Consider the following 11,614-nt stretch of genomic DNA (forward strand, 5'->3'; position numbering starts at 1 on the left):
ATCATCCTGACCTGGAAATCCCATGTCCATCGTTCTGGCACTAAGCGCCATGTTGTTGCTCGGCAGTACACACTTTATCAATGGCTTGCTCGCCCGATTTTACCCGCCGCTTAATATTGGTTTTTACACACATCTGGGCGGGGCACTGGTCAGTCTTGCAGGTGCGCTGCTCTTTTCCAAATGGGAGCCAGATACCTGGAAATGGGGCACGCTTGCTGGCCTTGGCTCAGCCCTGGGCGCATTGCTGCTTTATAAAGGCTTATCGCAGGCTCCCTTTGCTATCGTAGTGCCTGTTAGCGCTGTCTCGATGGTAACCATCGCCCTTGGGCTCTCTTTGGTATTTCTTGGCGAGCGGCCCAGCGTCTGGGTATGGCTCGGTGTGATGATCGCCCTTCCCGCTATCTGGCTAACGACGGGCGGAGGTAGGATAAACAAAGGGCAGATGAGCAGCATAATCAGAACAGGCCTGCTCTTTGGGTTAGGTGCAGGCTTGGGGTTTTCTCTGCAGCTGCACTTTCTTGGGCAGGTGCCCGACCATGCGGCGCTGTATGGCATCGCCCTATGCATGCTAAACGGTGCCGTGTGTCTACTGCCGTTTTACCAACGCACGAAGCCAGCTCAAATACGCTTTCCACTTTTCTCAACGATGGCGGGCGGTATCAGCGCTCTAGGGCTTACGCTCTATGCGCTATCACGGCAAGGACAGCTCACCATTATCAGCATTGTGATTGTGTCGATGTACCCGCTGATACCCGTCGTATTCGGCTCACTGGTTCGCAAGGAGGGGGTTAGCGGCACCAGCATGGTGGGGATAGCGTTGTCTATTGTGGCGACGATGTTGATTGTGGCGGGGAATGGTTAGATAGCACTCAGCCGTTTCGGGTGTGTCAGTTTGTGGATTTGTAGTGGCGACGCAAACCGAATATTCGGTTTGGACATATCAACAGTTCGATATTGACCTGCCCAACAATACACATTGCCTAGCCAAGATCTGTGCCACTGGCAAATCGTCTGGACAGTAAGCATTCAGGGAAGGCGTCAGAAACTTGTATATATAGAGCTTCAAGCAGCTCCGTTTGATCTCTTCTTCGTGCGCCCTGTTTAGCCATACACGAGCCGATTGCCTCCATTCAGCTCATATTATGAGCCGATTATGGCTTCTATTCAGCTCATGGGCGAATCAGCGGACTTGTTGGTAAAGAAGAGTTGGTTAAACAGTAGAAATGCTCAGTAGACCGCACCAATTAGGCCTCTTGCCTTTCTTGTCAGCCATATCCATATTTATTACTTTTGAACACGGGAAGCATTCTATGACGTCAACAAGTCTTAGCTTGGAAAAACGCAAAAGCAAACTTGAGGCGCTACGTACACATCTAGCTCAAGGTACCAGACAAGCTAGAGCTGGTGAATTCGTGGACGATTTCTCGATGGATGCATTAATCAGCGACTTAGATAGTGAAGCGTGATGTCCACATTCCATATCACACCGAGGGCGCCGCTCCGATCTACCTACCCTAGCAACACTTCCAGCTTTCTCCGTTGCTCAGCATGCTTGGCGGCATTTTCGTTTTTCAGTTTTCCCAGATTGATAAGCTTCCAGCGTACGGCTGGCAGATCCACCGCCCGAGGGCGATCAATAGCATCAAAATCGGGCGTACCGTCATGCAGGCTTATTAGGAATCGCTTGGTGTTCTCATCGAAGCGGGAATGAATATCTGCAATCAATCGTTTACGGGTGTCCAAGAGCTCTTGGAGACTGACAGAAGCTCTGGTCATTCCCTCAAATTCTTGAGTATAAGGCTGATCAAGATTGATGAGATTCGGATTCAGCAGCTCATGCGCGGGGCGCGACGAACTCGCAATGTAGATCAAAAAGGTGCGAAATAGATCATCCGTTAGGCCCTCGTTCTCGTAAAGCAGCTTCACATCGTAAAGGTCGCGCGGATGCTGACGGTCGACGGCTGCGTTCAACTTACCGCCGAACAGGTCTTCGAAGGAGACAATCTGCATCTCTGCGTAGCCGAACTCATCTTCAACAGCTTCGGAGACGGAAAGCGTTTCAGGCTCATGAACGACACCGCGTGTGACTGGAGAGGTTTCGATCTTGATCTCTACACCGCCCATGCGAGCAAGAAGACGAGTGGCACCACCACCGCCGCCCTTGATACGTTGTGTTTTGGAACCCACGATACCGCCTTCAATGGCCCCCGCAATGCGATCCATCGCGTTGTTGATCTCGGAAAGGCTCTCGTTTCGATCTTTCACCGGCAGATAGGTCAGGTCGATATCGACCGACAAGCGCGGAAGATCACGATAGAACAGGTTGATCGCCGTGCCTCCCTTGAGTGCGAATACATCCTCCTTGGCGACATGCGGGAGAATACGCACAAGAAGTGCGACCTGTGCTTCATAGGTTTCACGTGCCATCGTTGGCCTCCGCCGTTACAAACGCTTCAGGCACCATAATCCGATAGCGCGGATGTATCTTGCCCCCTTTTACCAGCGCGCGGTCGCCACTTCCAAGATTGAACTCTGCTGGGTCGAGGCGCTTGCGCCAGGGGTGATCGTGGCGATCTGCAAAAACAAAGAACAGACGCTTTACCTTGATCTTCTTACAACTATGCAGCAGCGCTGACAGTAGTTTAGGTCTCAGCGTTGTCAGGCTCTCAAATAGCATATCGAGGTTGTGAAAACTCTCAAGGTCGGGCAGCTCGTTCATAGCTTCCATAATTGCCCTTTCGGGTGCCGACATTTTAAGCATCCAGTCCCATGGCAGCGTGCCTTCGGCATTGATGTTGTCCTTGGCCAACCCAAGCGATGAGTCGGCGAACAGCGAGGTGCTACGGGTTTGAAGTGGTGCGTTGAGTGGCAGCTTGCTGAGCCAATTGGGCGTGGCCTCGCCATATACCCAGACAGGCGCATTGCTGCCCAGACGCAGATAGTGATCGTAGCCCTGTTGGGCAAGCGCCGTGGTACCGCCGACATGGATGTCATAGCGCATAATATGCTGCATGGAAAGCAGGCAGGTTTTCCAATCGATGGTGGCCGGCGTTGTTGCATTCGGCACGGGGCGTCGGAAGACGCCGCGGTTAACGCGCTCCAGCCAGCTGTTATCGACGTATTTGCGAGCAAGGAAACGGCTGACACCGTGGCGTTCAAGCCATGCGGTGTCAACCATGAATCCTGAAGGTATGGCTTCAAGCACCTTCTTTAGCTTTTCTTCTTTAAGTGTACTCATGGTTCACAAATTAGCACTTAACTAAATAATCTGCCATGAGACTCTTTAATATCATCAAATTTTGTGTACCTTTAGCTCACCAATTATCTATCTTTTAAAGAACCAAGGGAGGGCGATTTACCCGCTTAATATCCGCGCCTGCTTGTAACCGAGATACAAACTAATTCCGGGCTCTTAGGCGAATCCGCCTCCTGCAACAGCTCGATTTATGTCGGTTTGCTGGCATCAAATACCAACGAGGCGGCGGCAAGACAAAACCGAACGTGCCACCTACTTTGAATGTATGATTCTTCTGGAGATTGGCAATGGAACAACTAACAGGTGGCTGTCTCTGCGGTAAGATCCGAATCGTGGCCAATGGCGAGCCGCTTCGGGTAGGTATTTGTCACTGTATGGATTGTCGCAAGCATCATGGGGCGCTTTTCTATGCGGCTGCTGATTATCCCAAGCAAGCTGTCATTATCGAAGGCGAACCGCACAGTTATCAGGGGCGCTACTTCTGTTCGGCATGCGGTTCGTCGGTTTTTTCGGTAAGCGAGGAAGAAATCGAAATACACCTTGGCGCCCTTGATTCACCCAACCAACTGAAACCGACGTATGAGCTTTGGAACATTCGACGTGAACATTGGTTGCCACCCTTCCCTGCCGTGGAGCGATATGACCGGGATCGGGAAGGTTGAGCATGCTCAAGGGCGGCCGCTTAGATCAGCGCTTACCTTCAATGCGCAGGTTCACCACTTCATCTAAAGCCAGACCTGTCGCTTCAGCAATCTGCTCGTCACTCAGCACTCCCAGCTTGAGCAGATTACGAGCTGTTTTCTCAATACCCAGCTTTTCGCCTTCCTGAATGCCTACTTGGCGTTCTTGCTGAGCCCAGTTTTCCAAATTTTCTGCCAACATGTCTTTATCCTCCACCAAACTGTTGAGCTGATTGAGGTCGACCTCAGCCCCTAGCCGCTGCAAGTGGCGTTTAAGCCAGCGGGTAATAATCTTGTCGATACGCTCTTTGTGAGGATCGGCCTGAATAATCGCCACAATCCGATCCACAGCTTGCTGAAGCCCCTGGCGATTTGTGGACGCCTTCTCGATACTGAACACCCCGCTTAACGGCGACTGCACCAAGCCTAACTGTTCATCAGTATAGCGCCCTTCATCGACTAAATAATAACGCATCCGTGGCTGGTAGACCTGTAACAGACCCGGCGGTTCCGGCATGATCATGTCATATAGGTCTAACGATGCCGTCCAGCGCTCTGAACCGTTATAAAGCACTACCGGAAACACCGGCGGTAAGCCCTGGCCGGGTGTGATGACCTTCTGCTTGAGCAACTCACTGTAGAAGCAAGCGGCGTAGTGCATCAGCCGAACCGGCATGGTGCGATCCACCGAAGACTAAAACTCCAACAAGATGTACAGATACACTTCTTGGGTCATCCCTTGCCAGTTAACGTTGACTGACCACACCACGTCCTCAATTTTTTCTTCGAACAGTGGCGTAATGTAGTGGCCGCTCTGGCTTTTCAGGGTAGAAAAACCCATTAACCGGGCAATCTCGGCGGGAGCAAAGCCTTCGATGAGTTGCTGAACAAATTCAGGATAACTAAACAGCTCTTTGTAGCCGGTATCGTGATGGTTGCTGACCATGGAGACCTCTGACAATCGATCCAAGCCAGAATAGCATGCTCAGCTACCTGGAAAACATTCACACGATGTGATGCAGAGGCGTAATGATCGCTCTGCCCGCTATCTGGCTAACGGCGTATATATACAAACCAAGCCCTAGTATCACTCATCACCCAACACCTCACGCAGCCAACCCAATAACGCTTCGCTACCTGAGCGTTGGGGTGCGCCCTGGCGTGTGTATAGGGCGATGGCATCATGTTGGGGCAAGCTCTCTGCCACCGGTCGGATCAGATCGCCATTTTCAATTAATCGTTGCGTTGTGCGCCGCCAACCCAAGGCGATACCGTGCCCCGCGACAGCCGCTTGCAGTAGCAGTGGATAACTATCGAAAACAGCGCTCTCCGCTGATGAGAGTTCAAAGTGCCCCATGGCACGAAACCAGTCATCCCACTCCAGCCAATCCGCCGGGTCAGCGTGGTGGTGCAGTAGCCGCTGGTTTAGCAAAGCGTTGAGGCTCAACGGCGTAGTGATCTCTTTCAGGTAAGCAGGGCTGCAGACCGGAAATATCTCGTCCTCGGCGGTAAACACCAATCGATGGCTCCCGCTAGGCCTACCGTTGGTTTGCAGCGCAATGTCGAAGCTGCCACTAAATTCGGTAATCGGCCTTGTCGACGTCGCCAGTTGAATCTCAATGTCAGGATAGCGACGATTGAAGTCAGCCAGCTGTGGCATCAGCCAATAGAACGCTTCGCATAACTGGCAGAACATTACGACGCGCTTATCATCCGGGTCGCCGCGCAGCGCCTGAGCCCCCGTGGCGATACTTTCCAGCGCCTGGGAGACCGTACGGCCAAACTCGCGCCCCTCGCGGGTAAGAAACACACTGCGATTACGGCGCTCGAAAAGCATCACGCCAAGGTCTTCCTCTAGCGCACGGATCTGTCGGCTGATAGCCGCCTGGGTCAGGTGGAGCTCATCGGCCGCGCGCGAAAAGCTTTCAAGCCTGGCGGCAGCCTCAAAGGGGCGCAGCGTTGCCAGCGGCGGAAGAGACTTAATGAAGTTATCCATAATCTGAGCTCATGCATTGTGACGCAGAAGTCGTTTGAAGCACTGCTAGAGGCAGCGGCATTCTAGAGCGAAATTCATCTCTGGAATGCTGCAATGAAGGCCACCGCTGAACCACAAGATAATATCCTACAGGGCATAAGCCTTATCGTGGGAGCTGTCTTTCTGCTGGCGTTGACCGACGCCCTGGTTAAGTATCTGAGTGCCAGTATGTCGCTATGGCAACTCTATGTCATCGCCTCAACACTATCGCTGCCGATACTTTTTGGATTGATCATTGGCCATTCTGGCCCCCGATCCAAGGTAAAATCACGCCGCTGGGTGGCGATAAGAAGCCTGCTTCTGTTACTGATGTGGATAGCCTACTACGCAGCACTACCGCTGATTCCGCTTTCGGTGGCGGCGGTCGCCATTTACACCACACCGCTGTTTATTGCCGTGCTGGCTGCTTTTGGGGCAGGCGAGCATCTTTCACGCCAGGCGTGGCTGGGCATACTCTGCGGTTTCCTGGGCGTGGTGGTGGTGTTGCTCCCCGGCGGCGACACCTTCACACCCGCCACACTTCTACCCGTGCTTGCCGCCCTCTTTTATGCGCTAGCCATGCTGGTCACTCGCCACCACTGCCAAAGAGAACACCCCTTACTTCTCACCCTGGGATTAAATCTGTCCTTCCTGGCAGCTGGCAGTCTCTTCAGCTTGCTGGTCGCAATCAACAGCACAGCATCGCTCGCTGAACGCGCGCCTTTCCTGTTCGCCGGTTGGCAACCGCTAGACGCCACAGCGTTATTGATCGTGGGCGCCTACGCGTTACTGCTGATCATTGTGAATACCGGGGTGGCAAGGGCCTATCAAATTGCCCCTTCGGCGTTGATCGGCACCTTTGATTACGCCTACCTCATCTTTGCCAGCCTTTGGGGCTACCTGCTATTCAGCGAAGTGCCCGATACCATGACTTGGCTGGGTATGGGCATGATTTTAATCGCGGGGGTGATGGTGTTACGGCAACGGCGGGTCTGACGCCTATTTCTTGATGAACTACCGAAAGGCCTTCGGTAGTGGCTTAACCAAACATCATCGAATAGCACGAGCTGCGTCCACCGGCTCAGACTCTGGTACTGTTATGTGTGTGGTTAAACCGACCTGCTCTAATCCCAGCTATCGGGCAAAGGAAGACCTTACTGAACCAACATTCGGGCGCTCACCTTCGATTTCGCTGGTACGAATAGCAATATGAATAGTACATTGATCTCAACATCCAGATCGGCCTGACTGTAGCCTCGTTTTTACACAACACCGCTCCTATCCTGCATATGATGAAAACAAAGCATGCTACTATATTGGTAAGTTCAAGTAGCCATAACAACGCGCTGGCCTTGGAGGATACAACGTGACAGGAACTAGACAGGTTGAATCTGCTGAGATAATTAGAGGATCTATGTTTCAAGCTGACGAGCGATCAATACGTGATCTTGGACATTACATTCTGACTGAAATCCAGCACAACATTGGCAAAGGAGCACCAGAATATGTAGAAGTACTTTCGTGGGCCTTTGAAAAAATAGGGATCGCTAACTTCAGCTATGTCTATGTGGGTTATCTACCACCCGAGGCTGATAAGGCTGTCATTTTAGGTAACTATCCAAAAGATTGGGTAAAACTCTATGAATCGCATGCTTTATACCGCAATGATCCTATAATCAATCACTCTTCAACAACTTCCGCTGCTTTCTTTTGGAAAGGTAGCCTAAGGAAAGACAATAAATCAAAACACATATTTGACATGTCGGCTCAATATGGCATTGAGCAGGGTTTTACTGTCCCAGTACACGAGCCAGGCTGTGCTTTTGGGTCAATGCACTTAGCAAGCAGTAAAGAAAATTTAGAATTCAAAAAAATTGTGCAAAATCATTCATATCTAATATCTACTATTAGTTACATAGCACACCAGCAACGCCCATCCCTTGCTAGGCTTAAGCCTTACCGACGTCTCACAGAACGGGAAGCGGAATGTCTACACTGGGTTGCAATGGGCAAGTCTTACGGAGAAATTGCTTTAATACTGAGCATATCCGAAAGAACTGTTAAGTTTCACGCACAGAATATAATTAAAAAATTAGATTCAGTTAATATTAAGCAAGCAATGACAAAGGCATTGCGCATGAACTTGATTTGACAAAATTACTATGTATATTGCAACTTTCATTATTCTTATTAGCAATAAACATAATATCTTTAACTGCCTTCTGACAACAAGGAAGATTTCCATAATAAACTTTTTCACTTAATGACCCAAATCCCGAATTGAGAACATTGAGGGGCCACCCGCACATTCTTAACACACGCCTCATCATTTCATCAACAACGACTTCATAGTTTACAACCCCTCTATTCAAACCAAAATCAATCATACTTATAAACAGAGCATATATTCTTACATCAAAACTCTTCTTAGCTCCAAAATTAATCTTATCCGGAGTAATAAAAAACCGTGAGGCTTCCCAGCTATTCTCAAGCTGACTTTCGTCAAACTGACTTGACTCTTTTAACCACTTCAGAGCTCCGGTCATAAGTGTTGGGGATGTTGATGGACGAAGCCTTACACAACCAGAAATACAGTTATTAATTAACAGATAGATGTAGTAAGCTTCATCATTATCATATTCATCATATTCTAAATTCCCTCCAGTGTAGCTCTCTATATCCCATTTCCTTCTATCAATAAATACTTTCTTTCTAAGTTCAAAAATTTTATCAAGACTAGATTTAGGTAGATCAGTGTAATTAGAAGCCACAACTTCTATACCATGAAACATTTTATTTTTATTTAATGAAGATAAAAGCATAACCTTTCCTCTGAATCAATTCCTTAAAATAGTAAAACTAGTTAATTCATTAATACACCTGTCCCATAGTACAGTAGACTTTTCATGTTATTGAACTGTTTGTACAACCCAGAAACTATGCAACCGATACCACCATTCAAGATATATTTTCATGTCTCGAATAATCGCTTACTATAAAACAACCTTCGCTAGATAATACCTATCCGATATCAATGGATTTATAAAGACAAAACAAGAGTAGAAATAATTTGTTCAAAGTCAGCTTCAACATTGATAAATCATAAATTACGAGGCAGTATGTAAAAGTGCCTAACATTACCAGAAAAAAGAATTTAAATAATAACGCCATCTTTAGGCTGCCAGCAAGGAGGTGCACAAATCCACTCCGTATTAAATCCTTCAAGAGACATTGATGATGAAGCATAAACAAATGTAGGTTTTGTAGAAACAATATTGTAACCTATTTTTTTAAGCGATTTTGAAACCATTGAACCTGTTACTGAATTAGGATTATACATATACTCACATGACAAAACCCCTAATGATCTAATATAGATATCTAGTTCAATCATCAATGAATAACAATCATCTAACTCTTGCAGTGCGATATGATCAATTATTGCAGTCATATATTTGGTTACACTTATCACTCCCCACATTTTAATTTCGCTATCAACAATAACTTTAAACAACTTCCTTTCTCTAAACTTAGTTGGATGCATATACCATTTTAAATATTCTTTGGAAAAGTAAGGCTTTAAATCATCAACTGACACACAATTATATATTTCCTGGTCAAACTCATCATAATTACCCATCGATATATGAGAGCTTCCTATATAGCATTTCGCTTTAGTTAACCCAGAACACTCAGATATATATTTATCAATTTTGTAGCTATTATAATTAAACAAATTTAACCTTGGCCTAAAATAATAAGAACGCAACGTCTCTGGCTTAATTTTAAAAAAACCACGTTTAATAAAAAAATTGGTGACTCCTGTTAGCGCCCATAAGAAATCTCCTTGATAATCTTCTCTAACTTCATCAAATAAACATGAAAAATACTTGCTTCCTCTTATTTTTTTATGAGCTAAAAACCTTTCTAATAAATAGCTATTGTATATGCATTCTTTTTCTTTTGAATGTATTGGAATAAATATATATCCTAAGCAAGCAATGAGTTCTTTTTTATCATAAAGTGAAAAAAAAGATGATTTTTCATTTGAATACTCATGACTTAGGTACTCTGAGGAGATAAACCTATTTCCTGCTTGTTCATGATAGAAATTAGCAATCTCTTCAAACTCTATAGTTTTAAATATTTTCATGCCAAACCTCAAAAATTTTAAAAAATGCAATTAATCACAAACGTAAGGAATCATATTTCGCCCCAAAAATGGATATTGTTCTAGTTCGTATATAACCCCATTTGCCGGATATGAAGAATCTGAAATCCAAAAAAAAGCATGTCTTGCAACTTCTACGGGTGTTAATAAACTCCCTCTCGGGCTAATAGATTTAGGAACTTTATTATTTGATTCAGATAATATCTTAGATCTACTAACCCTTTCTACCTCACCACTAGTTGCTGTCCATCCGACGTTAATAAGATTTACTCTTATATTATATGATATTAAATCTTGAGCCATCGCTTTAGTGAGCGTCATTAAGCCACCTTTTGAGGTGGCATACGCAATCATCTCATCCTCACCACAATACGCATTAATAGATCCGATATTCAAAATAACCCCTGATGATTTTCTAGCCTTAATATGAAAAGAAAATTCCCTAGCAAGAACATAAGGAGAAATTAAATTTACGTTCAGTGAATTGGACAACTTCGCAGCTGTGGTTTTTTCTACGTCACCACGTTCTCCCGTAGCTGCATTGTTAACGATTCCAGAAATATCCCCAAACCTTTTTACAGAGTATTTAAACAACTTATCAGGAATACTTAAATCGGAAAAATCTCCTTGATAAAACTCAAACGAAGATCTATCGAACTTATTTTTTAATTCTTTTTCGATTGATGAGTCATGGAGGTAATGAATAACAACATTACCTCCATGACTCAATATCATTTTAGCTATTGAAAGACCAATTCCACTTTCAGCACCTGTAATTATATAAGACTTTCCAGTCATGTCGCTTTTATTAACTTCCATACTTCACCTCTATCATGCCTGATGTAAACTCTTTGTCACTCATATTTGAAACAGCATCAATGATACTTATTGCTATATCATCCGGAGATTTTAATAAACCTATCTTATATATCTGTTGAAATTTTTTAGATTGCGGAAAAACATCACTAGATGCATTTCTTAACTTACTTTGCATACTAGTATTTATCATTCCCGGGTCAAGACAACCATAGCAAATATTATACTCACTACTGCCAATATTAAGACTTTCTTTTAAAGACATAATTGCAGATTTTGTTATTGAATAAGCGATTAAATTTGGTATAGGGTCTACACCAGCGGAGGATGAGATAAACAAAACTCGTCCATCATTTACATTATTCAACAATTTTTTTGTTAAGAAAAAAGGTGCAAAAAGGTTTAGCATAAATGTATCATTCCAGCTACTTTCGGTGATTAATTCCACACTACCTATCTCACCTAATGCAGAAGCATTATGTATAATCAAGTTAAATTTTACCTCTGAAAGACTTGAGGCTATTCTATTAATATCAGAATGCTTTACTAGGGAAGCTCTGAAAAAGTCACTGCCATCAGTGATAATACGGCTATCGTCAACTGCATAGGATTCAGTGCTGCCATGGATCAAATCACCTTCTCCGAAGCCGAGTACCAGAACAAGAAGAGAAAGACTC

At 45.7% G+C, this 11,614-nt stretch carries 12 protein-coding genes and 1 pseudogene; 4 read left to right on the forward strand and 9 right to left on the reverse strand.

Going from position 1 to position 11,614, the window contains the following annotated elements; genetic code table 11:
• Positions 1–22 precede the first annotated feature (22 nt).
• Entirely contained in the window at positions 23–862 is an 840-nt protein-coding gene (locus E0L35_RS21055; protein WP_138801336.1) for an EamA family transporter, read from the forward strand.
• Between the two features lie 647 nt (positions 863–1,509).
• Here the strand turns inward: E0L35_RS21055 and E0L35_RS21070 are convergent.
• Together E0L35_RS21070 and E0L35_RS21075 are read right to left on the reverse strand one after the other, a co-directional pair.
• Positions 1,510–2,427: a nucleotidyl transferase AbiEii/AbiGii toxin family protein gene (locus tag E0L35_RS21070; RefSeq protein ID WP_138801337.1), complete on the reverse strand. Its 918-nt coding sequence runs from the start codon at positions 2,425–2,427 to the stop codon at positions 1,510–1,512.
• A complete protein-coding gene (locus tag E0L35_RS21075) occupies positions 2,417–3,238 on the reverse strand; it encodes a type IV toxin-antitoxin system AbiEi family antitoxin (RefSeq protein ID WP_138801338.1) in 822 nt (273 codons plus the stop codon). The genes E0L35_RS21070 and E0L35_RS21075 overlap by 11 nt, the downstream gene beginning before the upstream one ends.
• 305 nt (positions 3,239–3,543) lie before the next feature.
• Here E0L35_RS21075 and E0L35_RS21080 point away from each other — a divergent pair, with 305 nt between their 5' ends.
• Positions 3,544–3,918 carry a GFA family protein gene (locus E0L35_RS21080; RefSeq protein WP_138801339.1) on the forward strand — a complete coding sequence of 125 codons (375 nt, stop codon included), beginning with the start codon at positions 3,544–3,546 and terminating at the stop codon, positions 3,916–3,918.
• Between the two features lie 25 nt (positions 3,919–3,943).
• Here E0L35_RS21080 and E0L35_RS21085 read toward each other — a convergent pair.
• Positions 3,944–4,882 (reverse strand): annotated as a pseudogene (locus tag E0L35_RS21085) (Rpn family recombination-promoting nuclease/putative transposase).
• 141 nt (positions 4,883–5,023) lie between these two features.
• The gene (locus E0L35_RS21090) at positions 5,024–5,932 is read right to left on the reverse strand and encodes a LysR substrate-binding domain-containing protein (RefSeq protein ID WP_138801340.1); all 909 of its coding nucleotides are present in this window, start codon (positions 5,930–5,932) and stop codon (positions 5,024–5,026) included.
• A 93-nt stretch (positions 5,933–6,025) separates the two neighbouring features.
• Between E0L35_RS21090 and E0L35_RS21095 the strand changes: the two genes are divergently transcribed.
• Entirely contained in the window at positions 6,026–6,946 is a 921-nt protein-coding gene (locus E0L35_RS21095) for a DMT family transporter (RefSeq protein WP_138801341.1), read from the forward strand.
• Positions 6,947–7,084: 138 nt separating this feature from the next.
• Here E0L35_RS21095 and E0L35_RS26955 read toward each other — a convergent pair whose 3' ends face one another.
• Positions 7,085–7,165: a DUF4172 domain-containing protein gene (locus E0L35_RS26955; protein WP_349304651.1), complete on the reverse strand. Its 81-nt coding sequence runs from the start codon at positions 7,163–7,165 to the stop codon at positions 7,085–7,087.
• Positions 7,166–7,316: 151 nt separating this feature from the next.
• Here E0L35_RS26955 and E0L35_RS21100 point away from each other — a divergent pair, with 151 nt between their 5' ends.
• Entirely contained in the window at positions 7,317–8,102 is a 786-nt protein-coding gene (locus tag E0L35_RS21100; protein ID WP_138801342.1) for a LuxR family transcriptional regulator, read from the forward strand.
• On the opposite strand, the gene E0L35_RS21105 is transcribed toward E0L35_RS21100, so the two are convergent.
• From E0L35_RS21105 to E0L35_RS21120, 4 genes are all read right to left on the reverse strand, one after another.
• The gene (locus E0L35_RS21105) at positions 8,059–8,772 is read right to left on the reverse strand and encodes an acyl-homoserine-lactone synthase (protein WP_138801343.1); all 714 of its coding nucleotides are present in this window, start codon (positions 8,770–8,772) and stop codon (positions 8,059–8,061) included. The genes E0L35_RS21100 and E0L35_RS21105 overlap by 44 nt on opposite strands.
• Before the next feature lie 332 nt (positions 8,773–9,104).
• Positions 9,105–10,103 (reverse strand): hypothetical protein, encoded by a 999-nt coding sequence (locus E0L35_RS21110; protein ID WP_138801344.1) that lies wholly within the window; start codon positions 10,101–10,103, stop codon positions 9,105–9,107.
• Between the two features lie 30 nt (positions 10,104–10,133).
• Positions 10,134–10,940, reverse strand: a complete 807-nt coding sequence (locus E0L35_RS21115; protein WP_138801345.1) for an SDR family oxidoreductase — start codon at positions 10,938–10,940, stop codon at positions 10,134–10,136.
• Positions 10,930–11,614 (reverse strand): SDR family oxidoreductase (locus tag E0L35_RS21120; RefSeq protein ID WP_138801346.1); only part of this gene is annotated, 685 nt, incomplete at its 5' end. The genes E0L35_RS21120 and E0L35_RS21115, both read right to left, overlap by 11 nt.

It is taken from the genome of Halomonas sp. ATBC28, from assembly GCF_005937175.1.
Classification (GTDB): domain Bacteria; phylum Pseudomonadota; class Gammaproteobacteria; order Pseudomonadales; family Halomonadaceae; genus Vreelandella; species Vreelandella titanicae.

Excerpts from the sequence above, each read along its gene's own strand:
- E0L35_RS21055 (WP_138801336.1), top strand. The coding sequence starts at position 23 with ATGTCCATCGTTCTGGCACTAAGCGCCATGTTGTTGCTCGGCAGTACA.
- E0L35_RS21070 (WP_138801337.1), bottom strand. The coding sequence starts at position 2,427 with ATGGCACGTGAAACCTATGAAGCACAGGTCGCACTTCTTGTGCGTATT.
- E0L35_RS21075 (WP_138801338.1), bottom strand. The coding sequence starts at position 3,238 with ATGAGTACACTTAAAGAAGAAAAGCTAAAGAAGGTGCTTGAAGCCATA.
- E0L35_RS21080 (WP_138801339.1), top strand. The coding sequence starts at position 3,544 with ATGGAACAACTAACAGGTGGCTGTCTCTGCGGTAAGATCCGAATCGTG.
- E0L35_RS21090 (WP_138801340.1), bottom strand. The coding sequence starts at position 5,932 with ATGGATAACTTCATTAAGTCTCTTCCGCCGCTGGCAACGCTGCGCCCC.
- E0L35_RS21095 (WP_138801341.1), top strand. The coding sequence starts at position 6,026 with ATGAAGGCCACCGCTGAACCACAAGATAATATCCTACAGGGCATAAGC.
- E0L35_RS21105 (WP_138801343.1), bottom strand. The coding sequence starts at position 8,772 with ATGCTTTTATCTTCATTAAATAAAAATAAAATGTTTCATGGTATAGAA.
- E0L35_RS21110 (WP_138801344.1), bottom strand. The coding sequence starts at position 10,103 with ATGAAAATATTTAAAACTATAGAGTTTGAAGAGATTGCTAATTTCTAT.
- E0L35_RS21115 (WP_138801345.1), bottom strand. The coding sequence starts at position 10,940 with ATGGAAGTTAATAAAAGCGACATGACTGGAAAGTCTTATATAATTACA.